Below are 26069 nucleotides of genomic sequence, written 5' to 3'. Positions count from 1 at the left end.
GGCGGCTCAGGCCGCCTCCGCCAGAGGCGGTGCTTCATACGTCTTGAAGTGGTCGATCATGACTTTGGCGATGGCGACCAGTGGTAGCGCCAGCGCCAGGCCCCAGATTCCGAACACGACGCCGAGCAGGATCTGGAACGCGAACAGCGTGGCCGGCGGAATGTCCAGTGCCTGCCGCTGGAGGATCGGCGTCAGCACATAGCTCTCCATGGCGTGCACGCCCATGAAGAGGAGAAAGGCCGACAGCGCCGGAATCCATCCCGAGGCGAGGCTCGCCAGCACGACCACGACGCCGGCGATGATGGCGCCGACGGTCGGGATGAAGGCGAGCAGGCCCGCCTGTATCCCCAGGATGAACGAGCCGGGAATGCCGATGAGGACGAGTCCGATCCAGGTCACCACGCCGACCGCAAGCATCACGACGATCTGCGCGATCAGCCAGCGCTCCAGCGTCTCGCCGATGCCGTCGATGATGAGGGTGATGCGGGCCCGATGCCTGGCCGGCGCGAGAAACAACAGGCCGTCATGATAGACGGTGGGCTGCGCGGCGAAGGCAAGCCCCAGGAACAGCACGATGAAGATGTTGCCGACCGCGCTGATGGTGCCGAGCAGCAGCTTGAAGGTCTGGCTCACGATCGCCCCACCGCTCGAGGCCAGCGCGCCAGCGCCCGGCAATCCGCCGTGCGAGCCCGAGTTCGGGGCCGGCGCCGGCGTCACATCGGTGGAGGCAGCGGGTGCGGCGTTGCCGAGATCGAAGAAGCTGGTGTCGATCCCATGGTTTTCGAGGAAGGACCGGACGTTGGTGATCTGCGACCTGATCGTCTTGCTCAGCAGCGAGGCCTGCTCGGCGATGGTGGCGCCGCCGAGATAGGCCACGCCGGCGAGCATCACGGCCAGCGCGGCACAGACGATGGCGAGCCGGACCGCGTGGGGCAGGTGCACGCGGCGGCCAAGCGCGTTGGTCAGCGCATTGAGGCCGACGCCGAGCAGCATTCCGGTGAAGATCAGGAGCAGGGTCGCCGCAAAATACCAGGTGAAGACCAGCATTGCCGTGAACAGCACGATGCCGATGCCCCCGACCGAGATCGCCCAGGCCAGATCGGTGCGGGTCCGGGGTCGTTCATCTGCGGGAATGGTCACATCGGGTCCTTTTCAGCGCGGTGCGCACCGCACTCTTTCGATAAACGCGATCCGGATCAAGACCGCGTCAACGCGCTGGTTTGACGCTGGTGCGTGAACGGTGCAGAGCGATGAGGAAAGAACAGGTGAGGGCGCTTGAGTTTCATCAGCAAGTGGGCCGGTCTGCTCGGCCTTCTCGCCGTGCTCGTGATAGGCGACCAGATCCGGATCAACCGGCCCGGTCACAAATATCGCCTCACGGTCGAGGTGACGACGCCTGACGGGATCAAGACCGGCTCGGGCATTCTGTCCGTCGTGCCCGATCGCGGCTATAGCCGGGGCGGCCGCACCACGATGCGCGGCGAGGCTGTGTTCGTCGACCTTGGCCGGGGAAAGAATGTGGTGGCATTGCTCGCGCATCAGCAGGGCGCGAAGCTCGATCTCGACGACATCAACTATGTCGCGCTCCGCGCTTATGGCGCCGCGCGCGGCAACCGCGTCTCGTTCAACGAGCTCAACCGGCAGACCGGCGTCGTCGCGGTGCAGGGGGACCTAATGCCCGTGCTCGTGAGCTTTGGCGATCCCCTCGACCCTGCAACCGCGCGGCTTGTCACCGGCGACCATGCGGAGGCGGTCCTGGGCGACGGCTATGCACTCCGTGGCCTTACCGCCGAAATCGTGCCCAACGGGCTTTGGCCGATTGATTTCGGTGGCGTGCTCGGGGAGTCCGTGACGCGCGGAATCGAGGCGAAACTGCCCTGGCTGGCCGCGCCGGGCGACGCGGCGGCGACCGCGCTGAAGGCCGCCGGCCTGCCCCTCGGCGGCGCGATCGAGCCCCGGGAGGCATTTGCGCGAAAATAGCATTGCCGTCCCGCGTACCCTTCTGTTGAATTTGTTCCATCCCAGGGGCATGTTTAGAGAATCTTCTTACGGGAGAGGTCTGAACGGGAGATGAGAAAGCCGGTCGTCGGCGTGATCGGGAACGCCCATCGCGTTGAAAATCGATTTCAGGTCCAGATGGTCGGCGAGCGCAATCTGCGCGCGGTGGCCGAGGTGTCCGGCGGCCTGCCGGTGATGTTCGCGGGCTCGCCCGACATCACCGATATCGGCGCGCTGCTCGATACCGTCGATGGCATCGTGCTCACCGGCGCCCGCGCCAACGTGCACCCGACCCGTTTCAACGTCGATCCGTGTGAGGCGCACGAGCCCTACGACATCCACCGCGACGAGGTGGCGCTGGCGCTCTCGGTCGCCTGCGTTGCCCGCGGTATCCCGCTGTTCGGCATCTGCCGGGGCCTCCAGGAGATGAACGTCGCCTTCGGCGGCTCGCTGCATCCCGAGATCCGCGAAATCCCGGGCCGCATGAACCATCGCATGCCGAGGCTCGAGAACGGCGAGATCCATCCCGATCCGACCGTGGTGTTCGCCGATCGCCACGACGTCGATCTGACGCCGGGCGGCGCGTTCGCAGAATTGCTCGGCTGTAACAAGATCAGGGTCAATTCGCTGCACGGCCAGGGCATCCTCGATCCCGGCAAGCGCGTGCTGATCGAGGGCATTGCCGAGGACGGCACCATCGAGGCGATCCGCATCGCGGACGCCAAGGCCTTTGCGCTCGGGGTGCAATGGCACGCCGAATACGACCCGCAGCACAATCCGATCAATCGAAAACTGTTCGAGGCTTTCGGTCAGGCCATGGTGGCGAAGCAGCGCGCGGCGGCGTAGCTGCAGGGCGCGCCGAGGCCTATAACCATCGTCATCGTGAGCGCAGCGAAGCAAATCCAGTCGCTGTCGCGTGACGGCGTGAAGGCGGCCGCGATCTCTCGGGCACAATAAACCAGATATCAAGAATTGGTGCGCGCCGGTTTTCTCGATTCCGATTCGTTCCTTGAGAACGAAGTGGAGTCAGACGCAGAACGAAACGCGAGGACCACAAAAAAAGCGCCCCGAGGGGCGCCTTTCGTGCGTCGTGGTCGGGCCGCTCAGCCCGAATAGTACATTTCGAACTCGACCGGATGCGGGGTCATTTCGAAGCGGGCGACTTCGGTCATCTTCAGCTCGATGTAAGCGTCGATGAAGTCGTCGTCGAACACGCCGCCGTTCTTGAGGAAGCCGCGGTCCTTATCGAGATTTTCCAGCGCCTCGCGCAAGCTGCCGCACACGGTCGGGATCTGCTTCAGCTCTTCCTTCGGCAGATCGTAGAGGTCCTTGTCCATCGCCGGACCCGGATCGATCTTGTTCTTGATGCCGTCGAGGCCGGCCATCAGCATCGCGGCGAAGCCGAGATAGGGATTGGCGAGCGGATCGGGGAAACGCACCTCGACGCGCTTGGCCTTCGGCGAAGCGGTGTAGGGGATGCGGCAGGAGGCCGAGCGGTTGCGCGCGGAATAGGCGAGCAGCACAGGGGCCTCGTAGCCCGGGACCAGACGCTTGTAGGAGTTGGTCGACGGGTTGGTGAAGGCGTTGATCGCCTTGGCGTGCTTGATGATGCCGCCGATGTAATGGAGGCAGGTCTCCGACAGGTCGGCGTATTTGTTGCCGGCGAACACCGGCTTGCCGTCCTTCCAGATCGACTGGTGCACGTGCATGCCCGAGCCGTTGTCGCCGAAGACCGGCTTCGGCATGAAGGTGGCGGTCTTGCCGTAGATGTGCGCGACCTGGTGGATGCAGTATTTGTAGATCTGCATGTGGTCGGCCATCAAGGTCAGCGTGTCGAACTTCATGCCGAGTTCGTGCTGGGCGGAGGCGACTTCGTGATGGTGCTTCTCGACCTTGACGCCCATCTTGGCCATGGCGCCGAGCATCTCCGAGCGCATGTCCTGCACGGAATCCTGCGGCGGCACCGGGAAGTAGCCGCCCTTGGTGCGGACACGATGGCCGAGATTGCCGCCCTCGTATTCGGTGTCGGAGTTGGTCGGCAGCTCCGAAGAGTCGAGGCGGAAGCCGGTGCTGTAGGGGTTGGCGGAGAAGCGCACGTCGTCGAACACGAAGAACTCGGCTTCGGGGCCGACGAACACGGTGTCGCCGACGCCCATCGACTTCACCATCGCCTCGGCCTTCTTGGCGATGCCGCGGGGATCGCGGTTGTAGGGCTCGCCGGTGGTCGGCTCGAGCACGTCGCAGGTGATGACCATGGTGGTCTCGGCGAAGAACGGATCGATCGTCGCGGTCACCGGATCGGGCATCAGGCACATGTCGGACTCGTTGATCGCCTTCCAGCCGGCGATCGAGGAGCCGTCGAACATCGTTCCTTCGGCGAAAATGTCTTCATCGATCATGCTGATGTCGAAGGTGACGTGCTGCCACTTGCCGCGCGGATCGGTGAAGCGCAGGTCGACGTATTTGACGTCGTTGTCCTTGATCGATTTCAGGACGTCTTTGGCGGTCTTCATGCATACCCCTTTTGGCTCTGCGGGTCGGTTTCCAAGCTTCAAGCGACCGTGTTCACGCTTCTTGAGGCGCGCGAGGCACAAACAAAATGAGGCCGCCGAAGCAGCCTATTTCTTGTCAGAATGTCGCAAAATGCGGGATAGCACCCGGCTCAGATAGCGTCCAGCCCGGATTCGCCGGTTCGGATGCGGATCGCCTCTTCGATGTTGGAGACGAAGATCTTGCCGTCACCGATGCGCCCGGTTTGCGCGGCGCGGCGGATTGCGTCGATGGCGCGCTCGACCAGATCGTCGCCGATCACGATCTCGATCTTCACCTTGGGCAGGAAGTCGACGATGTATTCTGCGCCGCGGTACAATTCGGCGTGACCCTTCTGCCGGCCGAAGCCCTTGGCTTCGGTGACGGTGATGCCCTGAAGGCCGACTTCCTGAAGCGCTTCCTTCACCTCGTCGAGCTTGAATGGCTTGATGATGGCTTCGATTTTCTTCACTGCGCGCCTCCCGGCCTTTCGAACAAATAGCAACGTCTTCGTCAGGATGCGCTTTGTTAACGCACGATCTTGTCTTCGCTATGCCGGGATCCCTGACCAGTCCGGCAACAACGGCCGGCCACACCCTGATAAATGCCAGTGAGCACGACGAACCGAAGCGACTTCCGCGAAAGCAGGGTCTATGCCAAGTTGCAAATGCCCTGATTATTGGAGCGTTATCAGCCTTTTAACGTGCAGCTCTGATAGGTGGCGCCGACCCGCACAAAATACCGCAGACTACGAAATAGGCAAACGGTTCAATATCTGTGCAGATCGCTGTTCCGTCGGATGGCCCGGCGCGGAACGTGCCTCTTGAAAAGGCTTTTGGACAGGGAAGTGGCATGGAAGTTCTGACCACCGCCGAAATGCAGCGCGCCGACCAGCTCAGCATTGCGGCAGGCACCCCCGGCTTCAAGCTGATGCTCAGTGCCGGCCAGGCCATCGCCGAGGCCGCCCACGCGCTGGTGGAGGAGGGGCCGATCCTGATCGTGGCCGGCCCGGGCAACAACGGCGGGGACGGTTTTGTCGCAGCCGCCGAGCTCGCCGCGCAAGGCCGCGAGGTCTCGGTGATCCTGATGTGCGAGCGGGACCAGCTCCAGGGCGATGCGGCCTCGGCCGCGCGGGGCTGGAAGCACCCGGTGCTCCCGTTCAACCCGCAGGCGATCGGACGACCGGCGCTGATCATCGATGCGCTGTTCGGCGCGGGCCTCAGCCGTCCGGTCGAGGGCGAGGCGCGTGAGATGATCGAGGCGATCAACGGCAACGGTGCCCCGGTGCTCGCGGTCGACCTGCCGAGCGGCATCAACGGCACCAGCGCGGCCATGCTGGGCGTGGCGGTCAACGCCACCGAGACCGTCACCTTCTTCCGCAAGAAGCCGGCGCATCTGCTGCTGCCGGGGCGCATGCATTGCGGCCACGTGCGTGTCGCCGACATCGGTATCGAGGCACAGGTGCTGGACGAGATCGCGCCGAAGATATTCGAGAACGATCCGGACTTCTGGGGCGCCGCCTTTCCGGTGCCGCGCATCGACGGCCATAAATACGTGCGGGGCCATGTGCTGGCGGTCTCGGGCGATGCGGCCGCGACCGGTGCGGCGCGGCTCGCCGCGCGCGGGGCGCTGCGCGCCGGCGCGGGCCTGGTGACTCTGGCCACACCGCGTGATGCGCTGGCAATCAATGCGGCTGCGCTCACCGCGGTGATGGTTCGCCCCGTCGATACCGCCATCGAGTTCGGCGAGCTGCTCGGCGACAAGCGTTACAACACCTGCATCATCGGTCCCGGCGCGGGTGTCGGCGAGCGCACCTGCGATCTCGTCCACACGGCGCTTAACGCCCAGCGGCGCCTGGTGCTCGATGCGGATGCGCTGACGAGCTTTGCCGCCAATCCCGAACGCCTGTTCGAATCGATCAAGACGTCGCAGGACAAGGCGGTGGTGCTGACACCGCACGAGGGCGAGTTCCCGCGGCTGTTCTCCGACCTTAGCAATAAACATCCGGGGCGCTCGAAGATCGAGCGCGTGCGCGCCGCCGCCGAGCGCTGCGGTGCGGTCGTGCTGCTGAAGGGCCCGGACACTACGATCGCCGCACCCGACGGCCGCGCCACCATCGCCGCCAACGCACCGCCCTGGCTCGCCACCGCGGGCGCCGGCGACGTGCTCGCCGGCATCATCGCAGGCCTCCTTGCGCAAGGCGTCCCGACGTTCGAAGCCGCCAGCATCGCCGTGTGGATGCATGGCGAAGCGGCGAGCGAGGCGGGGCCGGGCCTGATCGCAGAGGATCTCACCGAGACGCTGCCCGCCGTGCACCGACGGATCTATGGTGCGCTGGGGATCGAGTACTAATGCTCAGGCAGCTCGCGCTCACCGAGATGGGCGCGGCGGCGCAGGTTCACCGGGCTGCATTCGACCATGCGATGGCCTGGCTCGTTGGGCTGCATACGCCGGACGAGGACCGCTGGTTCTACCGCGAGCATGTGTTCGCGACGTGCCGCGTGTGGGGCCGCTTCGATGCCGATGTACTGAGCGGGATCATCGCTTTCCGTGACGGCTGGATCGAGCAGCTTTACGTGCTTCCTGCGGTTCAAGGGCGCGGCGTCGGCACCGAACTGCTCGATGTCGCCAAAGGCGCCTGCGAACGTTTGGAGCTCTGGACCTTCCAGCGCAACGCGTTGGCGCGGCACTTCTATGAAGCGCGCGGGTTCACGCTGATCGAGCAGACCAACGGAGCGCGAAACAGCACCAACGGTAATCCGACGCTGAAAACGACTATCGCGGTGATGAAGGCGCTCGGAATCGAACTCACGGCCAAGCCGCACGTCTGATCGGCGCACCTCACTCCACCCCGTACCAGCGCACCAGCCGCGGCGCGGCCCAATCGGTGACGACGGATTCGATCAGCCATCGGCCGGGGCCTCTGGCCTCGAACGCGATGCGCTGGGTCTGGCCGGGTTCGATCGCGAGCGTGTCGAGCCAATAGGGCTTCCAGCCGTCGTCGAGCTTGTCGAGCAGGCGGAAATGGTGGCCGTGGAGATGGAAGACGGTGGCGACGGGGGCGAGGTTCTTGAGGGCCAACACGATGGTGCGGCCGGCCTTGGTGCGAAAGGCGGGGGCGAAGGACGTCGAGAAATTTGCGGACCGTACCCAGCCGGCGTCGGCTGCCCCGAGCGCGACATCGAATCGCAGGGCGCCCCTCAGATCGAGCCGGTCGGGCAGGTCATTCGGAGGAAGCGGCTGCGGCGGCAACAGTGGCGCGCGCCGCTCAAGCTTGCCCGAGACCGTCAGGCGGCCGACCTGGCGCGCCTCCTTGCCGTCATGCAGCAGGAACGGGGCCGATGTGGCCGCATCCACGAAGGCGTCGGCGCGTGCGCCGGGAGCCAGCACCAGCGCGCCGTTGCGAGCCGGGAACGGCTCGGCCGGCTGTCCGTCCAGGGCCATCACCTGGACCTCGTGACTTTCCAATTTGATCGCCAGAACAGAACGTTGGGAGCCGTTGATAAAGCGCAGCCGCAGCCGCTCATTCGCCGCAGCTGAGAGTTCGAATGAAGTCGTTCCGTTGATTGTGTAGAGCGGGGACGTGTCCTTCGAGTCCCGGCCCGGGGCAAGCGCGGTCCCATCCGGCCGCAGCCGCCATTCCTCGATCAAGAGGACCACGTCGCGATCGGCGGCGACCGAGTTGGTTTCGGCGGCGATGATCGGAAGTGGGCGCGCGGGCTGCTTCAGGCCGTCCTCGAACAGCCGGAAGTCGGCCAGCAGGGTTCCCGCGTTTGGCACTGAAACGATTGATGTTTCCGTCGCGTCCGGGGCCGTCGGAGCGCGACCCCGAAGCGGGTCGGCCGCGGCCGGGCCATTGAGGCCGTACCAGACTGGTGCAAGCGGGACAGGCAGGCCGTTGCGGAAGACCACCTCGCAGCGATCGCCACGTTTGAGACGGACATCCCCGAGGTGGCTTACGGCGGCGAGCTCCCAGATGGGTGTAGCCGGCCGCCCGGGCCTCAGAGCCAGCGTTGCCGGCCTTGCCTGAAGGGCGAGCTGGGCGGTCATGGCCGGGACTGCGCCGCCCGCCATCAGCCCGGCCGCAGAGGCTCCAAGTCCGGCGCCAAGTCCGGCTCCAAGTCCGGCCAAAACCTCGCGCCTCGTCGGGTCGAAGATCCGCGTTTTCATCGCCGATCCGGACCACGCCGTGCTGGATAAGTCCAGCCGTCGTGCCTAGTTGAAGCCTGCCTCTATCGGTCCATTTTTTTGCTGCGAACAGGCGGGCACATGCTATAAGCCCGCCGCCCGCGGCATCGCGGCCGGTCTTGATGCAAATTTACGCGGGCGTGGCGGAACTGGTAGACGCGCTGGATTTAGGTTCCAGTGACGAAAGTTGTGGGGGTTCGAGTCCCTCCGCCCGCACCAAGCGCTTTCAGCGTTTGCACGGATTACGCGATCTGCTCCCGCGCGGATGTTTGTCCGCCGGAAGCCGGTCCGATGAACCACCGGCGTTGAGGCGTTCGCCTCGCGCCGGATCGATTAATGACAGCGTCCCGACGCATGCGCGCCGGGACCGAACGAGAAGAAGATTGGACACCATGCAGGTCACAGAAACCCTCTCGGAAGGTTTGAAGCGCGAGTTCAAGATCAGCGTTCCCGCGTCTGATCTCGACGCCAAGGCCGGTGCCAAACTCGTCGACCTCAAGGACAAGGTCCGCATCAACGGCTTCCGACCCGGCAAGGTGCCGGTCACGCACCTCAAGAAGGTCTATGGCCGCTCGGTGATGGCCGAGACCATCGACCAGACGATCCGCGACACCAACACGCAGCTGTTCTCCGAGCGCGGCTTCCGCCTTGCGACCGAACCGAAGATCACCATGCCGACCGAGCAGGCCGAGGTCGAGGAGCTGCTCAACGGCAAGACCGATCTGACCTACACGGTTGCGATCGAGGTGGTGCCGTCGATCGCGCTCGCCGACTTCAAGACCTTCGAGGTCGAGAAGCCCGTCGCCGAAGTCACCGACGCGGACGTCGACGAGGCGATCAAGCGCATCGCCGATTCGAACCGCGGCTATGCCGCGAAAGACGAGGGCGCCAAGGCCGAACCGGGCGATCGCGTCACCGTCGCCTTCAAGGGCACCATCAACGGCGAAGCCTTCGAGGGCGGCACCGGCGAGGGCATCCAGGTCGTGATCGGATCCAACACCTTCATCCCCGGCTTCGAAGAGCAGCTCATCGGCATCGGCGCGGGCGAGACCCGCACGCTGAAGGTGGCGTTCCCCAAGAACTACATGAACGACAAGCTCGCCGGCCAGCCGGCCGAGTTCGAGACCACCGCGACGCTGATCGAGGCGCCGCAGGATCTCGCGATCGACGACGAGTTCGCCAAGACGCTCGGCCTCGAATCGCTGGACAAGCTGAAGGAAGCTGCGCGCGAGCGGCTGGTCGCCGAGTTCGCGACCGCGACGCGCCAGCGCGTCAAGCGCGCGCTGCTCGACCGCCTCGACGAGGCCCATCGCTTCGAGGCTCCGCCCTCGCTGGTCGACGAGGAGTTCAATCTGATGTGGAACTCGGTGAAGGCCGAGATGGACTCCGCCGGCAAGACCTTCGCCGACGAGGACACCACTGAAGACGCCGCCAAGGAAGAGTACCGCAAGATCGCCGACCGCCGCGTGCGGCTCGGCCTCGTGCTCTCCGAGATCGGCGAGAAGAACAAGATCTCCGTGACCGACGACGAGGTCGGCCGCGCCGTGATCGAGCGGGCGCGCTCGATGCCGGGCCGCGAGAAGGAGGTCTGGGACTATTACCGCAGCAACGCCCAAGCGTTGGCCCAGCTTCGTGCACCGATCTATGAGGACAAGGTCGTCGACTTCATCCTCGAGCTCGCCAAGGTGACCGAGAAGAAGGTCTCGCGCGACGATCTCTACAAGGACGACGAGGCGGAAAAGACCGCCGCCTGAGGGCTCCAGAAGACCCTTTAGGAGAGCCTTTGGGATAGGCTTGCATTAAGGATGATCAGCGAAGAGGTCGAGTTAGCCAGGTGGCCGGCTGGGCCTCTTTGTACGAATCAGCTTCAACTCCCTCACGGATTAAGCCTTAATTCGCTCCGCACTTGTCAGGCGCGAATTGGGCTATATCTGTCGCTACGCCTTATGCTTCTACCAAGTTCTTCTACTAAGTTCCTGCATCACGGGACGTCCATCGGCCTTCCGGCAGATCCAGCCCCGACTGGCAGCCGGGCCTGGCGATGTCCGCCTCTTCAAAACCCTAGGTGACTCATGCGCGATCCGGTTGAAACCTACATGAACCTCGTGCCCATGGTGGTCGAGCAGACCAACCGTGGCGAGCGCGCCTACGACATTTTCTCGCGCCTTCTGAAAGAGCGCATCATCTTCCTGACCGGGCCGGTCGAGGACGGCATGTCGACGCTGATCGTCGCGCAGCTGTTGTTCCTCGAGGCGGAAAATCCGAAGAAGGAAATCTCGATGTACATCAACTCGCCGGGCGGCGTGGTGACATCGGGTCTCGCGATCTACGACACCATGCAATTCATTCGCCCGCCGGTCTCGACGCTGTGCACGGGCCAGGCCGCCTCGATGGGCTCGCTGCTGCTCTGCGCCGGCGAGAAGGACATGCGCTTCTCGCTGCCGAACGCGCGCATCATGGTGCATCAGCCGTCCGGCGGCTTCCAGGGCCAGGCCACCGACATCATGCTGCACGCGCAGGAAATCCTGAACCTGAAGAAGCGGCTCAACGAGATCTACGTGAAGCACACCGGCCAGACCTACAAGGCGATCGAGGACGCGCTGGAACGCGACAAGTTCCTCACCGCGAGCGACGCCAAGGAGTTCGGCCTGGTCGATAGGGTCATAGACAAGCGCGCCGAGGAAACCGCGTCGCCGAAGACCCCGTAGCACTACTGCCGGCGATGCCTCTGGGATCGCCGGCACCATCAGGGAGCGTTCACGTTAAGGACACGTGCGCGCGCCGCAAAACGCAGTTTTGCGCCCTGCGACAGGCAGAAAGTTCCGCTTTCGTGCTTGTTTTTCGTGGTAATCCAGCAACGCCGGGGTGATTTCGATCACTTCGCCCGTGCCAAGACCGGAAATCACGGTATTGTCACGGGTAGCCGGCGCCCCCCGATTAGCGAATTCTTGATAGTCGGGTGACAGCATGGTTCGCTACGACTGATCGGCTATGATCGCGGAGAATCGAGTGACCGTGATTCGCACGGCATGCAACGCGTAGGGTCTTTTTTGGTACGGAATTTGCTCTATTTGAAGGACTGTACCGGCTGTCGTGCCGGAATAGGGCGATCGAGCGGACGGGATCGAACCGCGGACGGAGACATGAATGAGTAAGGTCGGCACGAGCGACTCCAAGAACACGCTGTATTGCTCGTTCTGCGGCAAGAGCCAGCACGAAGTTCGCAAACTGATCGCGGGTCCCACGGTCTTCATTTGCGACGAGTGCGTCGAGCTCTGCATGGACATCATTCGCGAGGAGAACAAATCCTCGCTGGTGAAGTCGCGCGACGGGATTCCGACGCCGAAGGAAATCTGCAAGGTGCTGGACGATTACGTGATCGGCCAGAACCATGCGAAGAAGGTCCTCTCGGTCGCGGTGCACAATCACTACAAGCGCCTCAACCACCAGACCAAGCACAACGACGTCGAGCTTGCGAAGTCGAACATCCTGCTGATTGGTCCGACCGGCTCGGGCAAGACGCTGCTCGCGCAGACGCTCGCCCGTATCCTGGACGTGCCGTTCACGATGGCGGATGCGACGACGCTGACCGAAGCCGGCTATGTCGGCGAGGACGTTGAGAACATCATCCTGAAGCTGCTCCAGGCCGCCGACTACAATGTCGAGCGTGCCCAGCGCGGCATCGTCTATATCGACGAAATCGACAAGATCAGCCGCAAGTCCGACAATCCCTCGATCACGCGCGACGTGTCGGGTGAGGGCGTGCAGCAGGCGCTGCTCAAGATCATGGAAGGCACGGTGGCTTCGGTCCCGCCGCAAGGCGGCCGCAAGCATCCTCAGCAGGAATTCCTGCAGGTGGACACCACCAATATCCTGTTCATCTGCGGTGGTGCGTTCTCGGGCCTCGAAAAGATCATCTCGGCACGCGGACGTTCGACCTCGATCGGTTTCGCCGCTCAGGTGCTCGCGCCGGAAGACCGCCGTACCGGCGAAATCTTCCGTCATGTCGAGCCGGAGGATCTCCTGAAGTACGGCTTGATCCCGGAATTCGTCGGCCGTCTGCCCGTCGTGGCGACGCTGGAGGATCTGGACGAGGCTTCGCTCAAGAAGATCCTGGTCGAGCCGAAGAACGCGCTGGTGAAGCAGTACCAGCGGCTGTTCGAGATGGAGAACATCGAGCTGACCTTCGCCGACGAGGCGCTTGGCGCGGTGGCCCGCAGGGCGATCGAGCGCAAGACCGGAGCGCGCGGGCTGCGTTCGATCCTCGAGGCGATCCTGCTCGAGACCATGTTCGACCTGCCGGGCCTCGAAGGTGTGGAAGAAGTCGTGATTTCCCGCGAAGTCGTGGAAGGAACGGCGCGTCCGCTCTACATCTACGCCGATCGGTCCGATCGCGCCGTCGAGAACGCCAGCGCCTGATTTCGGCGCTGGAACGCTCCAATCGTCTCCTCAAGCAAGGGCTGCGGAAAGTATCTCCGCAGCCGGTGTTGCGTCGCTTATTTGCGTGCGTAAGCGCCTGATGGCGCGCGTCTTCAATGACTTGACACCCCCCGGGTCGATAGCCACCTAATGTCGGCGGCGAGCAAAAATTCTCTTCAAGATTCGCCTCAGTTCCGATCCGGCAGGCCGGTCCAACCTCAAAAGGACCGACCGGTTTTGTGGATCACCTCGGCACCTTGTGGCGGTTGCGCATGAGCATGGCGGGCTGCGTGCAAGGGGGCAAAGCAAAAGGAAAAGGCCATGACCAATCCAAAACCCAGGCCAACCATCGTCCATGGCGAAACGCACGCCTATCCCGTGCTGCCCCTGCGCGACATCGTCGTCTTCCCGCACATGATCGTTCCGCTCTTCGTCGGCCGCGAGAAGTCGATCCGCGCGCTCGAAGAGGTGATGAAGAACGACGCGCTGATCATGCTCGCGACCCAGAAGAACGCGTCCGACGATGATCCGGCACCCGATTCCATTTACGAGACCGGTACGCTTGCCAGCGTGCTCCAGCTCTTGAAGCTTCCCGACGGCACCGTGAAGGTGCTGGTCGAAGGGCTCGAGCGGGCGCGCGTGCAGAAGTACACCGATCGCGCCGACTATTACGAAGCAACCGCGATTGCGCTCGCCGACACCGATGCGAAGTCGGTCGAGGCCGAGGCCATGGCGCGCTCGGTCGTGTCCGACTTCGAGAGCTATGTGAAGCTCAACAAGAAGATCTCGGCCGAGGTCGTCGGCGTCGTGCAGGCGATCACCGATTTCGCCAAGCTCGCCGACACCGTCGCCTCGCATCTCGCCGTCAAGATCGCGGATCGCCAGGGCATCCTGGAGACGCTGTCGGTCACGCAGCGCCTGGAGAAGGTGCTGGGCCTGATGGAGAGCGAGATCTCGGTGCTCCAGGTCGAGAAGCGCATCCGCTCGCGCGTCAAGCGCCAGATGGAGAAGACCCAGCGCGAGTACTATCTCAACGAGCAGATGAAGGCGATCCAGAAGGAGCTCGGCGACGACGACGGTCGCGACGAGCTCGCCGATCTCGAAGAGAAGATCTCCAAGACCAAGCTCTCCAAGGAAGCGCGCGAGAAGGCGCAGCATGAATTGAAGAAGCTGCGCCAGATGTCGCCGATGTCCGCGGAAGCGACCGTCGTGCGCAACTATCTGGATTGGCTGCTGTCGATCCCGTGGAACAAGAAGTCCAAGGTGAAGAAGGATCTGGAAGCCGCGCAGGCGGTTCTGGACGCCGATCACTACGGGCTGGAAAAGGTCAAGGACCGCATCGTCGAGTATCTGGCCGTGCAGTCGCGCGCCAACAAGCTCACGGGCCCGATCCTGTGCCTCGTCGGCCCCCCCGGTGTCGGCAAGACCTCGCTCGGCAAGTCGATCGCGAAGGCGACGGGGCGCGAATTCGTGCGCGTCTCGCTCGGTGGCGTGCGTGACGAGGCCGAGATCCGCGGTCATCGCCGCACCTATATCGGCTCGATGCCCGGCAAGATCATCCAGTCAATGCGGAAGGCGAAGTCGTCCAATCCGCTGTTCCTGCTGGACGAGATCGACAAGATGGGCGCCGATTTCCGCGGCGATCCGTCCTCGGCGCTGCTCGAGGTCCTCGACCCCGAGCAGAACGCGACCTTCAACGACCACTATCTCGAAGTCGACTACGATCTCTCCAACGTGATGTTCATCACGACCGCGAATACGCTCAATATTCCCGGGCCGCTGATGGACCGCATGGAGATCATCCGGATCGCGGGCTACACCGAGAACGAGAAGGTCGAGATCGCGCGCAAGCACCTGATCCCGAACGCGGTGTCCAAGCACGGCCTGGATTCCAAGGAGTTCTCGATCGACGACGACGCGCTGCTGCTTCTGATCCGCCGCTACACCCGCGAAGCGGGCGTGCGCAATTTGGAGCGTGAGCTCTCCACACTCGCCCGCAAGGCGGTGAAGGAGCTGATGATCTCCAAGAAGAAGTCGGTCAAGGTCACCGAGAAGACTCTGGAAGAGCTGCTCGGCGTGCCGAAGTACCGCTACGGCGAGATCGAGAGCGAGCCGCAGGTCGGTATCGTCACCGGCCTTGCCTGGACCGATGTCGGCGGCGAACTGCTGACGATCGAAGGCGTCATGATGCCCGGCAAGGGCAAGATGACGGTCACGGGCAATCTGCGTGACGTGATGAAGGAATCGATCTCGGCGGCGGCGTCCTACGTCCGCTCGCGCGCGATCGTCTACGGCATCGAGCCGCCGCTGTTCGACCGCCGCGACATCCATGTGCACGTGCCGGAAGGCGCGACGCCGAAGGACGGTCCGTCGGCGGGCGTGGCGATGGCCACCGCGATCATCTCGGTCATGACCGGCATCCCGGTCCGCCACGATGTCGCGATGACCGGCGAAATCACGCTGCGCGGCCGCGTGCTGCCGATCGGCGGCCTGAAGGAGAAGCTGCTGGCTGCTGCCCGCGGCGGTATCAAGACGGTGCTGATCCCCGAGGACAACGCCAAGGATCTCACGGAGATTTCCGATGCGATCAAGGGCGGCATGGAGATCATCCCGGTCTCGCGCCTCGACGACGTCGTCGCCAAGGCGCTGGTCAAGAAGCCGGTGCCGATCGTCTGGGAAGAGGACACCAAGGTGACGGTGAAGCCGGACGGCGACGAAGCTGCCGGCGGCCTGACCGCTCACTGAGATCGCAGCTCGAAAAGATGATAAAACGGCGCCTTCGGGCGCCGTTTTTGTTGTGGGGCAGCGGATGACGACAATGCACATCGACGGGCAATGCCATTGCGGCGCGATCACCTTTGAAGCGGAGATCGATCCCGAGACGGTGTCGGTCTGCCATTGCCGGGACTGCCAGACCCTAACGGGATCGCCGTTCCGGGTGACGGCGATCTGCACCAAGACCGACGTCAAGCTGACCGCCGGCACGCCCAGGATCTACGGCAAGCGCGGCGACAACGGTCGGATGCGCTTCCAGCATTTTTGCGCCGACTGCGGTTCCCCGCTGTTCACGAGCGGCGAGGGCGACCAGGAGGACGATTGGGGCATTCGCTGGGGCAGCATCCGCCAGCGCGACAAATTGCGGCCCCTCAGGCAGATCTGGTGCCAGTCGGCGGCGGTGTGGATCGACGCGGTGCCGCTGCTGCCGGGGCGGCCGGGGGATTGAGGCCCAGGAATTGGCGTTCCGCGCTTGCCCGTTCGGGGCAGGTGGGGATAAAGAAGCGGCGAGGGGCGGTTAGCTCAGCTGGTTAGAGCATCTCGTTTACACCGAGAGGGTCGGGAGTTCGAATCTCTCACCGCCCACCAGCCTTTGCTCGCTTCGCGAGCTTCGGCTCGGCGAGCCAGCCTCACACGTTATTAGCGCGAAGCGAACGAAGGCTGCCGCGCCGAAGCCGATAGGCGCAGGCGGGCGATACCGAGCCACAGAGGCCTTGATGCAACACCCGAGCGGACACGAATCCAACGCCGATCAGATCGCTTACTGGAATGGCCCCAGCGGGCAGCGCTGGGCCGATCGCCATGCGGCGCAGGACAGGCTGCTTGGACCCATTGCCGATGTGCTGATCGACCGCGCCAGGCTGACGCCGGGAGAGCGCGTCCTCGACGTCGGCTGCGGCTCCGGCGCGACGACGTTCGCGTTCGCGAAGGCTGTCGCGCCTGATGGTTTCGCGCTCGGGCTTGACGTCTCCGAGCCGATGCTGTCGCAGGCGCGTGCGTTTGCGCCAAAAGGCCTGCCGCTCGATTTCGTGCTGGCGGATGCGACGGTCCATCCGTTCGAGCCGACGAGCTTTGACCTGCTGGCCTCGCGGTTCGGCGTGATGTTCTTCGCCGATCCCATCGCGTCCTTCACCAATCTCCGCCGCGCGCTGAAGCCGACGGGCCGACTGGCGTTTGCCTGCTGGCGCGAGCCGAAGGAAAATCCCTGGATGATGGCGCCGCTGATGGCGGTCTACAAACATGTGCCCAAGATGCCGCCGGTCGGGCCGGAAGAGCCGGGCCCGTTTGCCTTTGCATCAGAGGAGCGCGTGACGCGCATCCTGAAAGGCGCGGGCTTTGTCGATGTCGCGATGGAGCCGCACAATCTCGCGATGGATGTTGCGATCGGCGGCGGCCTCGATGCCGCGGTCGAGGGCTCGCTCCAGATCGGCCCGGCCAGCCGCGCGCTGCAGGGCCATCCTCCGGAAACATATGCCGCGGCAAAAGCCTCGATCCGCGAGATTCTGGAGCCGTTCCTGAAGGGTCAGTCGGTGGCGTTGCAGGGCGCGATCTGGATCGTGACGGCGAAGGCGGCGTAGGCACGCCTCTCTCCACCGTCATTGCGAGGAGCTCTTGCGACGAAGCAATCCAGACCGTGTCCGCGGAGGCAGTCTGGATTGCTTCGCTGCGCTCGCAATGACGAGTGTTGGACTGGCGAATCCTACACCACATCATCCGGCGCCAGCGCGCAGCCGTTGTCCGGATGGGTCTCGACCTGAAGGGTGGTGTGGCCGATGCGGTGGGAGCGCTTCAGCATCTGCGCCGTCTCCATCAGGAATGCATCGCCGGCGCCGGTGGGCATGACGAGGTGGCAGGTCAGCGCCGTCTCGGTGGTCGAGATCGGCCAGACGTGGAGATCGTGGATCGCGGACACACCGGGACGTGCCAGCAGGAACACCCTGATCGCAGCAATGTCGGTGCCCCTGGGCGCAGCCGCCATCGACATGTCGATGGAGCCGCGCAGCAGGCTGGTGGTGCTCCAGAGAATGGTGGCGCAGATGACGAGGCTGGTGACGGGATCGAGCCAGAGCCAGCCGGTCCAGATGATCAGCGCCGCCGAAACCACGACGCCGAGCGAGACCGCGGCGTCGGCCGCCATGTGCAGATAGGCCCCTTCGATGTTGATGTCGTCCTTGCGTCCGCGCGCGAACAGCATGGCGGTAAAACCGTTGACGAGGATGCCGATGCCGGCGACCACCATCACGGTGATGCCGGCGACCGGCTCCGGCTCGCGCAGGCGCAAAAACGCTTCCCAGCCGATCGCGCCGGTTGCGACCAGCAGGAACACCGCGTTCGCCAGCGCTGCCAGAATCGTGGAGGCACGCAGGCCATAGGTGAAGCGGCCGCTGGGCGCGCGCCGCGCGGCGATCGATGCGCACCAGGCCACGACCAGGCCGAGCACGTCGCTAAGATTATGGCCCGCGTCCGCGAGCAGGGCGGTGGAGTTGCCGATATAGCCGTAGACGGCCTCGGCCACGACCAGCGCGGTGTTGAGCGCGATGCCGATCGCGAACGCCTTGCCGAAACTGGCGGGCGCATGGACATGCGCGTGGCCAGGACCATGATCATGGCCGTGGCTATGATCATCGTGGTGATGGCCGTGATGTTCGTGGCTGCCCACCTCTAGCGCTCCCCGGAAGCTGCCAAATCAGGCGCCATTGTAGGCGTTTCGGCGGCCCCGTCACGGCGGAACAGCACGTAGAGCGCCGGCAGCACCAGCAGCGTCAGCACGGTCGAGGAGATGATGCCGCCGATTACCACGGTCGCAAGTGGCCGCTGCACCTCGGCCCCGGCGCCGGTGGCAAGGGCCATCGGCACGAAGCCGAGCGAGGCGACGAGGGCCGTCATCAGTACCGGACGCAGGCGTGTCAGCGCGCCCTCGCGCACCGCGTCGGCAACGGGATGGCCCTCGCTGCGCAGCCGCTCGATGAACGCGATGACCACGAGCCCGTTGAGCACGGCCACGCCCGACAGCGCGATGAAGCCGACGCCGGCGCTGATGGACAAGGGAATGCCGCGCAGCAGCAGCGCCATGACGCCGCCGGTCAGTGCCAGAGGCACGCCGGAGAACACGAGCGCCGCATCCCCCGCCGATCCCATGCCCATGAACAGCAGCAAGAACACCAGCAGCAGCGCCACCGGCACCACAAGCGTCAGCCGCTTGGTGGCGGAGACCAATTGCTCGAACTGCCCGCCCCAGCCGATCCAGTAGCCCGGCGGCAGCTTGACCTTCTCTGTGACGGCCGCCTCCGCCTCGGTGACGAAGGAGCCGAGATCGCGCGCGCGAACATTGGCGGTGACGACGATGCGCCGCTTGCCGTTCTCGCGGCTGATCTGGTTGGGGCCGGGAGTTGCATCGACGGTGGCAACCGACGACAGCGGCACATAGCGCATCTGGGCGAGAGGGGAGCCGGACAGTGCCGTCCGGATCGGCACGCCGGATGTGGCTTCCTCACCCGGTGGCAGCGGGATCGGGATCGCCCTGATGGCTTCGAGATTGCCGCGCAGATGTTCCGGCAGGCGCACGACGATGTCGAAGCGGCGATCGCCCTCGAACAGCTTGCCGGCCGACTTGCCGCCCACCGCGGTCTCGACGATGCCCTGCACCTCGCTGATGCTGAGCCCGTACCGGGCGAGTGCCTGGCGGTCGAGCCGAACGGTGAGGATCGGCAGGCCCGAGACCTGCTCGATCTTGACGTCGCTGGCGCCGCGGATGCCGCGGATCGCGGCCTCGACCTGTTTTGCCGCGCCTTGCAGGATATCGAGGTCGTCGCCGAAGATCTTGACGCCGACATCGCTGCGGACGCCGGAGATCAGCTCGTTGACACGGAACTGGATCGGCTGGGAGATTTCATAGGCGCTGCCGGGGATGTCGTCGGCGGCACGGTCGATCGCCTCGATCACGTCCGACTTGGACCTGCCCGGGTCGGGCCATTCGGCGCGCGGCTTCAGCATGATGTAGCCGTCGGTCTGTGCCGGCGACATCGGATCGGTTGCGATCTCCGCGGTGCCGATGCGGGTGAAGAACTCCTTCACCTCCGGAATCTGCTTGATGCGCTTTTCGAGCGCCTTTTGCAGGTCCAGCGACTGGGTCAGGCTGGTGCCGGGAATCCGGATCGAGGCCAGCGCGACGTCGCCTTCGTCCAGGCTCGGAATGAACTCACCGCCCATGCGCGCGGCGGCAACGCAGCTTGCGACCACGATGATGGCGGCCATGATTGCGACGCCGAGGCGATGGTCGATCGCAAGCCGGAGCAGGGGCAGGTAGGCGCGCTTCGCCAGCCGCATGAACAGGTTTTCGTGTTCCGACACCTTGCCGGTGACGAAGATCGCGACCGCCGCCGGCACGAAGGTGATGGAGAACAGCACCGCGGCGCCCAGCGCCATCAGCACCGTCAGCGCCATCGGCGTGAACATCTTGCCTTCGACCCCGGTCAGCGTCAGTACCGGCAGGTAGACCACCGCGATGATCAGCGTTCCGAACAGGCTCGGCTTGATCACCTCGCGCGACCCGCGCCGGATCGCGCGCAGCCGTTCAGAGATCGTGAGCAGCCCGCCTTTCTCGCGCTGGGCCTCGGCCAGCATGCGCAGGCAGTTCTCGACGATGATCACGGCGCCGTCGACGATGATGCCGAAATCGATCGCGCCCAGGCTCATCAGGTTTGCGCTGACCTTGGTCTCGACCATGCCGGTGACCGTCATGGCCATGGACAGCGGAATGACGCAGGCCACCACGAGCGCGGCGCGAATGTTGCCGAGGATCAGGAACAGCACCGCGACGACCAGGGCCGCGCCTTCCAGCAGGTTATTCTCGACCGTGCGGATGGTGGCTTCGACCAGATCGGTGCGGTCGTAGACGGTCCGCGTCACGACGCCGTCGGGCAGCGATTTGGCGATCTCCTCGAGGCGGGCCGCGACACGGCGCGCCACGGTGCGGCTGTTCTCGCCCATCAGCAGCATGGCGGTGCCGAGCACGGTTTCCTCGCCATCGCGCGTCGCAGCTCCCGTGCGCAGGTCGCGGCCTTCGGTGACGGTCGCGATATCCCTGATCCTGACGGGATTGCCGCCGCGCGAGCCGATGACGATGTCCCTGATTTCGCCGACATTGCCGACCTGGCCCGGCGAGCGAACCAGATATTGCTCGCCGTTGCGCTCGATATAGCCGGCGCCGACATTGGCATTGTTGGCGGCGAGCGCCGTCATGACGTCGCGAAAGCCGAGCCGGTAGGCCATCAGCTTGCCGGGATCGGGCAGCACGTGGAATTGCCGCTCGAAGCCGCCGATGGTGTTGACCTCGATCACCCCCGGCACGTTGCGAAGCTGCGGCTTGATGATCCAGTCCTGCACGGTGCGCAAATCGGTCAGTGAATAGTCATGGCCGCCTTGGGTCTTCGCTCCCGCCTTGGCCTCGACGGTGTACATGAAGATCTCGCCGAGCCCGGTCGAGACCGGTCCCATCGCGACCTCGACGCCGGCCGGAAGCTGGTCCTTCACTTGGCTGATCCGTTCGCCGACGAGCTGGCGGGCAAAATAGATGTCGGTGCCGTCCTTGAAGACGACCGTCACCTGGCTCAGGCCGTAGCGCGACAGCGAGCGGGTGTAGTCGAGTTTCGGCAGGCCGCCCATGGCGGTCTCCACCGGGAAGGTGATGCGCTGCTCGGTTTCCAGCGGCGAATAGCCGGGGGCGCGGGTGTTGATCTGGACCTGGACGTTGGTGATATCAGGCACGGCGTCGATCGGAAGCCGCTGGAAATTCCAGGCTCCGAAAGCGACGGCGCCGAGCGCGAGCAGCAGGACCAGCCAGCGCTGCTGCAGCGAGACCGCGATGAGACGCTCAATCATGCTCGGCCTCGCCCTTGCCCATCTCCGCCTTCACGACGAAGCTGTTTTCCGCGACGTAATGCTCCCCGGCCGATAGACCGGCCCTGATCTCGACATGGCGCGGATCGGAATCGCCTGTTTCAACGGGGCGCGCCTCGATCTTGTCGCCATCCTCGCGGACGAACACGATGGTCCTGTTCTCCAGCGTCTGGATCGCGCTTTTGCGCACGGCGACCGCGACGTCGCGCGCGGCGAGGATCAGCCGTGCCGTGACGAACAGGCCGGGACGCAAGCGCCCGTCGGGATTTGGCAGCACCACGCGCGCCAGCGCGGTCTGGGTCTCGCTCGAGCCGATCGGGGCCATGTAGGAGATGGTGCCCTTGATCTCGCCGCGGCCGTCGTCGGGATCGATCAGCACCTCGTCGTTGAGGCGGACGCGCCGCAGATCTTGGCGATAGATCGACAGATCGACCCAGATGGTGGTGAGGTCGGCGATGACGAAGGCCGGCTTCTGCTCGGAGGCGTATTCGCCGAGCGAGATCTGCCGTTCGATGACGGTGCCGGCAAGCGGCGCCTTGAGCTCGTAGACGGTGAGGCTCTGGTTGCTCTCGATCGCGGCGAGCAGATCGTCCTTGCCGACCTTGTCGCCGATGCGCTTCTGGATCGATTTGGCGACGCCGGGAAAGCGCGGCGTCACCTGCACTACGGCTTCCTGGTTGGCGCGCAGGATGCCGTTGAAGGCGAGCGTGTCGGTCAGCGTGACGCTCGCGGCTTCCGCCAACGTCACGCCGGCGGCTGCGAGCTTGACGTCGGAGATGCGGATGCGGTCGGCGCCGTGCTCGTCCTGCTCGACATGGTCGTTCGGCTTCTCCGGCTTCTTGTCCGCGGCGTGTTCGGCATGCTCGACCCTTGTTGGAGCCAGCAGGGAATAGCCATAAGCGCCGAGCGCGGCGGCAACGAATGCGACGAGGATGGTGGAGGACGTCTTCATCGTGCGCTCTCCCGCGCCAGCGTGAAGGGATTGCCGACGAGGCCTTCGATGGTCGCCACCCCCGCGTGGAAATTCTGCAGCGCCTCCTGCTCGCGCAGCCGCGCCTGGGTGACACTGGCCTGGGCATCGAGCACTTCGAGCAGGCTGAAGCGGCCCTGGCCGTAGCCTTGAGCGATCGCGTCCGAGGCTTCGGTGGCCTTGGGAATGGCGCTCTCGCGCAGCACCGCGAGCTCGCGTAGCGAGCCCTGGAGCGAGTCGTAGGCGCGGCCGGCCACCACGATCAGCGTGTTGCGGTTGGCCTCGCGTTCGGCCTTGGTCTTGGCGAGGCTTTCCTGCGCCGAAAGGATATTGCCCTGGTTCTGGTCGAACACGGGGATCGGCACCGAGATGGTGAGGCGCGCCGCGTCGTCATTGGTCTCGTTGAAATGGCGCCAGCCGGCGGCGATCCGCACGTCGGGATAGGGCCGCAGCCGCGCCAGCAACAGCTCGGCGTTTCGCTGGGCATAGATCGCGGTCCAGCGCACCAGCTGCGGATTGGCATCGATCGCGGCGACGACCGACTGGAACGTCGGGGGCCGTCCCATGGTGTCGAGCCGTCCGGAGACCTCGCCGAATTTCGGTGCCGCGTCGCCCATCAAGACCGCAAGCTCGCGCCGGGCGCTCGCCAGCGTCGCCTTGAAGCGCTCGCGGTCGGCCTTCACCAGGGCGGATGCCACTTCCGCACGGCCGGTCTCGGCCGGCGAGGAGGCACCGGCCTCGACGCGTCGGCGCAAAAGCGGCGTCAGCCGGTCGATGGCGGTGATCTGCTCGTCGAGGATCTGGATGCGCCGCTGCGCGCCGAGCACGCTGAGGAAGGCGATCGCGGTCTCCGACAGCACCTCCAGCCTGACGGCCTTGCGCTGGATCGCGGCGACCTCGATGCCGGCGACACCCGCTGCGATCCGCGCGTCGCGCTTGCCGAACAGCTCGAAAGCCTGGCTGATCTGAAGCGTGGTCTCGGCCGATCGCGTGCCGCGATAGATGCCGGACCCGAACGAATTGTCCTGTTCGTAGGTCAGTTCCGGATTGAGAAGCGCACCTGCCTGGATGCGCTGGCCCGTGGCGATGCCGACATCGCGCTCCGCCGCGGTCAGCCGCGGACTCGTGGCCAGCGCGCGCGAGAGCGCGCTCCGCATCGTCAGAGTCTGGGCGTGAGATGGCGCAAGCACCGATCCGGCAATCAGACACACTGCCGCGCACGCCAGGCGCGCGGCCATTCCCCTGCAAAACATGAAACCGACCTGTAAATGATGACCGAATGGGCGCGCGTGGCGCCCGACCAATCCGTTCAGGCCATATGTTTGGGAGGCGGGGAGTCGGGATCGGGAACAATGCCGGCGAGCCGGGGTGCGCGTTGCGGGCGCGATGCGGAGACGAGCCCGATCGATGCGGCCGGTGGCGACGGCTGCGCCACCGTCACCGAGAAGCAGCCATGGCAATGGTGCCCGCCGACGGCCTTGTGGTCGTTGTGATCTGTGGAGCCGTCAAGGACCGCGCTGATCTCCGAGCCGCCACCCGGCGTGGTGACGTCGATGTCGTGCAGGCCATGCAGAGCGCCCCCGAGCAGGTAGACAACCGCGATCAGCACAGCCAGCAGCCCGCGCCAGTTGCGCGGCCGGCAAGATCCTGAGGGCTGGCGGTTGGCGAGCACGATGTCACTCTGGTTGCGGTCTGCGCCCGGCCTAGCATGAGGGCCGGAACAGTGTCGACCCGCAACATTGTTGCGTCCCTGGAACAATTGCCGCAGTGGGAGCGGAGACGCCAGCTCTTCTCATTGGCGTGTGATCAAGCTCAGCCGAGCATCGGCTGCTGCTCCGCCTGCCACGTTCGCCACATCGTCGGCTTCGACTGTGACGACGGCGCGACAGCCGGCTTCCATGGCTCGTTCCAGCCATTTGATGGCTTCATCGATCCACTGGTCGTGGTGTTCGGGATCGGCGATCGCCTTTTCCCGGAATGCATCTGCCTGATGAAGGCACGCGGTTCTGCGATCCACGCGGCTCTCCCAATCCGGAGGTTCCGCCCCGATCGCATCCTTGATGATCGGAGAGCCGGCGTCGTTAACATAGGACAGGAACCGCCGCCCAAAAAGAAAGCCCCAGCCGGGACTGACCGACTGGGGCTTTCGTGCTCACAAATTTCGTCCTTGGGACTTGGACAGATAATTCGCAGCGCGCCGGTTCGTTCCCGCGCCTCGGTCCAGTTTGGAACGTTCTTTCTTCGTTGTGATTAGCGACGAGGAGAAATTGAGGAGGACGGACCATGGACGGATTGATTTATCTCATCGGCTTGATCGTGGTGGTCATGGCGATCTTGTCGTTCTTCGGCCTGCGCTGAGAGAGCGGCGATGACGATGGAAACTCTCATACGGGAAGAAATCATGGAAGGCGGCGGCGCCGCTGCCGACGACCGGCGCACCATCCAGTGGAGCTCGGTCATCGCAGGCGCTTTGGCTGCCGGCGCAATGTCGTTCATCCTGGTCGGCTTTGGAGTCGCCGTCGGCCTGGGCGTCAGTTCAGCCTCGCCGACATGGCGCGATGCATCGGCGGCGCTGGCTTTGCTGTCGGGGCTGTATCTGATCATCCAGGCGATTATCAGCTTCGGCTTCGGCGGCTATGTCGCCGGCCGGACAACGCGACCAGCCCCCGCGATCACAACGATCGAAGACGACGGCGAACGGCGGGACGGGCTGCATGGCCTGATGTCCTGGGCGCTCGCCGTGCTGCTTGGTGCCGCTCTGCTCGCGATGCTCGGCGCAGCTGCGATTGATCGTTCGCCAATGCGCAGTTCGGCCAGCAATACCTCCGCCGCCGAGCCTCTGCTGAGCTACGAGCTGGACAAGTTGTTTCGCGCGCCGCGGCGGCCCCCTAACACGGACCTCAGGGAATCCCGCGCCGAAGCAGGACGCATCCTGATGACGTCGTCGGGCCACAGCGGCGTCAGCACCGATGACCGGACCTACCTCGTGCAGCAGGTGGCCGCGCTGACGGGCCTCGCGGCACCCGACTCGGAACGACGGGTCGATGCGGCGATTGCGGATTCAAAGACGGCGATCAACCGGGCGCGTCGTAACTCCATCATCGTCGCCTTCTCCGTTGCGGCCGCAACCCTGATCGGCGCTGCGGTGGCCTGGGCTGCAGCGGTTGCCGGTGGCCGCCATCGGGACGGCGAGCCGTTGCCGAACTGGATGGCAAGCTCGAACCGCTTCCATCGCTCTCCGCGCGCGATGCCGGTGCCTTGACATGCAGGACGATGGCCGGGAGCGATCCCG

21 protein-coding genes and 2 tRNA genes are annotated in these 26069 nt (G+C 64.8%); 13 read left to right on the top strand and 10 right to left on the bottom strand.

From position 1 onward, the window contains the following. Positions 1-6: 6 nt before the first annotated feature. Positions 7-1140, bottom strand: coding sequence for an AI-2E family transporter (locus AC0L2F_RS07275; RefSeq protein WP_473247962.1), 1134 nt, complete (start codon positions 1138-1140; stop codon positions 7-9). 135 nt (positions 1141-1275) lie between these two features. Between AC0L2F_RS07275 and AC0L2F_RS07270 the strand changes: the two genes are divergently transcribed. Next, on the top strand, positions 1276-1980 hold the full coding sequence (locus AC0L2F_RS07270) for a hypothetical protein (RefSeq protein WP_473247961.1): 705 nt from the start codon (positions 1276-1278) through the stop codon (positions 1978-1980). Positions 1981-2070: 90 nt separating this feature from the next. Next, a complete protein-coding gene (locus AC0L2F_RS07265) occupies positions 2071-2844 on the top strand; it encodes a gamma-glutamyl-gamma-aminobutyrate hydrolase family protein (RefSeq protein ID WP_473247960.1) in 774 nt (257 codons plus the stop codon). Between the two features lie 257 nt (positions 2845-3101). Here AC0L2F_RS07265 and glnA read toward each other — a convergent pair whose 3' ends face one another. Together glnA and AC0L2F_RS07255 are read right to left on the bottom strand one after the other, a co-directional pair. Continuing rightward, the gene (gene glnA / locus AC0L2F_RS07260; RefSeq protein WP_007603494.1) at positions 3102-4511 is read right to left on the bottom strand and encodes a type I glutamate--ammonia ligase; all 1410 of its coding nucleotides are present in this window, start codon (positions 4509-4511) and stop codon (positions 3102-3104) included. A 149-nt stretch (positions 4512-4660) separates the two neighbouring features. Then, positions 4661-4999, bottom strand: a complete 339-nt coding sequence (locus tag AC0L2F_RS07255; RefSeq protein WP_007603495.1) for a P-II family nitrogen regulator — start codon at positions 4997-4999, stop codon at positions 4661-4663. 380 nt (positions 5000-5379) lie between these two features. On the opposite strand from AC0L2F_RS07255, the gene AC0L2F_RS07250 reads away from it, so the two are divergent. Both AC0L2F_RS07250 and AC0L2F_RS07245 read left to right on the top strand, forming a co-directional pair. Further along, positions 5380-6879, top strand: a complete 1500-nt coding sequence (locus AC0L2F_RS07250) for an NAD(P)H-hydrate dehydratase (RefSeq protein ID WP_473247959.1) — start codon at positions 5380-5382, stop codon at positions 6877-6879. Then, positions 6879-7358, top strand: a complete 480-nt coding sequence (locus AC0L2F_RS07245; protein ID WP_473247958.1) for a GNAT family N-acetyltransferase — start codon at positions 6879-6881, stop codon at positions 7356-7358. Before AC0L2F_RS07250 ends, AC0L2F_RS07245 begins: the two co-directional genes overlap by 1 nt. Positions 7359-7368: 10 nt before the next feature. Here AC0L2F_RS07245 and AC0L2F_RS07240 read toward each other — a convergent pair whose 3' ends face one another. Then, positions 7369-8697 (bottom strand): multicopper oxidase family protein, encoded by a 1329-nt coding sequence (locus AC0L2F_RS07240; RefSeq protein ID WP_473247957.1) that lies wholly within the window; start codon positions 8695-8697, stop codon positions 7369-7371. A 152-nt stretch (positions 8698-8849) separates the two neighbouring features. On the opposite strand from AC0L2F_RS07240, the gene AC0L2F_RS07235 reads away from it, so the two are divergent. The 8 genes from AC0L2F_RS07235 (at position 8850) to AC0L2F_RS07200 (ending at position 17486) form a co-directional block, all read left to right on the top strand. After that, positions 8850-8934 (top strand) — tRNA-Leu (locus AC0L2F_RS07235). Positions 8935-9107: 173 nt separating this feature from the next. Continuing rightward, positions 9108-10469 carry a trigger factor gene (gene tig / locus AC0L2F_RS07230; protein ID WP_473247956.1) on the top strand — a complete coding sequence of 454 codons (1362 nt, stop codon included), beginning with the start codon at positions 9108-9110 and terminating at the stop codon, positions 10467-10469. Between the two features lie 318 nt (positions 10470-10787). Further along, positions 10788-11423, top strand: coding sequence for an ATP-dependent Clp protease proteolytic subunit (locus AC0L2F_RS07225; protein WP_007611005.1), 636 nt, complete (start codon positions 10788-10790; stop codon positions 11421-11423). Positions 11424-11862: 439 nt separating this feature from the next. Beyond that, on the top strand, positions 11863-13134 hold the full coding sequence (gene clpX, locus AC0L2F_RS07220; RefSeq protein ID WP_007603503.1) for an ATP-dependent Clp protease ATP-binding subunit ClpX: 1272 nt from the start codon (positions 11863-11865) through the stop codon (positions 13132-13134). A 321-nt stretch (positions 13135-13455) separates the two neighbouring features. Continuing rightward, on the top strand, positions 13456-15879 hold the full coding sequence (gene lon, locus AC0L2F_RS07215; protein WP_007603504.1) for an endopeptidase La: 2424 nt from the start codon (positions 13456-13458) through the stop codon (positions 15877-15879). A 73-nt stretch (positions 15880-15952) separates the two neighbouring features. Next, positions 15953-16357, top strand: coding sequence for a GFA family protein (locus AC0L2F_RS07210; protein WP_473248064.1), 405 nt, complete (start codon positions 15953-15955; stop codon positions 16355-16357). A gap of 63 nt (positions 16358-16420) precedes the next feature. Continuing rightward, positions 16421-16497 (top strand) — tRNA-Val (locus AC0L2F_RS07205). 128 nt (positions 16498-16625) lie between these two features. Beyond that, a complete protein-coding gene (locus AC0L2F_RS07200; protein ID WP_473247955.1) occupies positions 16626-17486 on the top strand; it encodes a class I SAM-dependent methyltransferase in 861 nt (286 codons plus the stop codon). A gap of 122 nt (positions 17487-17608) precedes the next feature. Here the strand turns inward: AC0L2F_RS07200 and AC0L2F_RS07195 are convergent, their stop codons facing one another. The 6 genes from AC0L2F_RS07195 to AC0L2F_RS07170 all read right to left on the bottom strand — a co-directional run bounded on the left by AC0L2F_RS07195 (position 17609) and on the right by AC0L2F_RS07170 (position 24794). Next, positions 17609-18568, bottom strand: a complete 960-nt coding sequence (locus AC0L2F_RS07195) for a cation diffusion facilitator family transporter (RefSeq protein WP_473247954.1) — start codon at positions 18566-18568, stop codon at positions 17609-17611. Positions 18569-18570: 2 nt separating this feature from the next. Further along, positions 18571-21789 (bottom strand): efflux RND transporter permease subunit, encoded by a 3219-nt coding sequence (locus AC0L2F_RS07190; RefSeq protein WP_473247953.1) that lies wholly within the window; start codon positions 21787-21789, stop codon positions 18571-18573. Beyond that, a complete protein-coding gene (gene ihpB / locus AC0L2F_RS07185) occupies positions 21782-22759 on the bottom strand; it encodes a divalent metal ion exporter adaptor subunit IhpB (RefSeq protein WP_473247952.1) in 978 nt (325 codons plus the stop codon). Before ihpB ends, AC0L2F_RS07190 begins: the two co-directional genes overlap by 8 nt. Then, positions 22756-24030 carry a divalent metal ion exporter subunit IhpA gene (gene ihpA / locus AC0L2F_RS07180; protein ID WP_473247951.1) on the bottom strand — a complete coding sequence of 425 codons (1275 nt, stop codon included), beginning with the start codon at positions 24028-24030 and terminating at the stop codon, positions 22756-22758. The genes ihpB and ihpA overlap by 4 nt, the downstream gene beginning before the upstream one ends. Before the next feature lie 56 nt (positions 24031-24086). After that, positions 24087-24449 carry a hypothetical protein gene (locus AC0L2F_RS07175; RefSeq protein ID WP_473247950.1) on the bottom strand — a complete coding sequence of 121 codons (363 nt, stop codon included), beginning with the start codon at positions 24447-24449 and terminating at the stop codon, positions 24087-24089. Between the two features lie 120 nt (positions 24450-24569). Next, complete coding sequence (locus tag AC0L2F_RS07170; protein ID WP_473247949.1) at positions 24570-24794, bottom strand: hypothetical protein; 225 nt, start codon at positions 24792-24794, stop codon at positions 24570-24572. A 351-nt stretch (positions 24795-25145) separates the two neighbouring features. On the opposite strand from AC0L2F_RS07170, the gene AC0L2F_RS07165 reads away from it, so the two are divergent. After that, positions 25146-26039: a hypothetical protein gene (locus AC0L2F_RS07165; RefSeq protein ID WP_063996136.1), complete on the top strand. Its 894-nt coding sequence runs from the start codon at positions 25146-25148 to the stop codon at positions 26037-26039. Positions 26040-26069 lie beyond the last annotated feature (30 nt).

The sequence above is a fragment of the Bradyrhizobium sp. Ken64 genome (assembly GCF_055807555.1).
The sequence above is the reverse complement of the archived record's forward strand: the minus strand, read 5'-3'. Positions and strand labels throughout refer to the sequence as shown.

Coding starts and splice junctions, on each gene's coding strand:
- AC0L2F_RS07265 (WP_473247960.1), top strand. CDS start 2,071: ATGAGAAAGCCGGTCGTCGGCGTGATCGGGAACGCCCATCGCGTTGAA.
- AC0L2F_RS07225 (WP_007611005.1), top strand. CDS start 10,788: ATGCGCGATCCGGTTGAAACCTACATGAACCTCGTGCCCATGGTGGTC.
- AC0L2F_RS07165 (WP_063996136.1), top strand. CDS start 25,146: ATGACGATGGAAACTCTCATACGGGAAGAAATCATGGAAGGCGGCGGC.
- glnA (WP_007603494.1), bottom strand. CDS start 4,511: ATGAAGACCGCCAAAGACGTCCTGAAATCGATCAAGGACAACGACGTC.
- ihpB (WP_473247952.1), bottom strand. CDS start 22,759: ATGAAGACGTCCTCCACCATCCTCGTCGCATTCGTTGCCGCCGCGCTC.
- AC0L2F_RS07190 (WP_473247953.1), bottom strand. CDS start 21,789: ATGATTGAGCGTCTCATCGCGGTCTCGCTGCAGCAGCGCTGGCTGGTC.
- clpX (WP_007603503.1), top strand. CDS start 11,863: ATGAGTAAGGTCGGCACGAGCGACTCCAAGAACACGCTGTATTGCTCG.
- AC0L2F_RS07240 (WP_473247957.1), bottom strand. CDS start 8,697: ATGAAAACGCGGATCTTCGACCCGACGAGGCGCGAGGTTTTGGCCGGA.
- ihpA (WP_473247951.1), bottom strand. CDS start 24,030: ATGTTTTGCAGGGGAATGGCCGCGCGCCTGGCGTGCGCGGCAGTGTGT.
- AC0L2F_RS07250 (WP_473247959.1), top strand. CDS start 5,380: ATGGAAGTTCTGACCACCGCCGAAATGCAGCGCGCCGACCAGCTCAGC.
- AC0L2F_RS07200 (WP_473247955.1), top strand. CDS start 16,626: ATGCAACACCCGAGCGGACACGAATCCAACGCCGATCAGATCGCTTAC.
- lon (WP_007603504.1), top strand. CDS start 13,456: ATGACCAATCCAAAACCCAGGCCAACCATCGTCCATGGCGAAACGCAC.
- tig (WP_473247956.1), top strand. CDS start 9,108: ATGCAGGTCACAGAAACCCTCTCGGAAGGTTTGAAGCGCGAGTTCAAG.
- AC0L2F_RS07210 (WP_473248064.1), top strand. CDS start 15,953: ATGCACATCGACGGGCAATGCCATTGCGGCGCGATCACCTTTGAAGCG.
- AC0L2F_RS07245 (WP_473247958.1), top strand. CDS start 6,879: ATGCTCAGGCAGCTCGCGCTCACCGAGATGGGCGCGGCGGCGCAGGTT.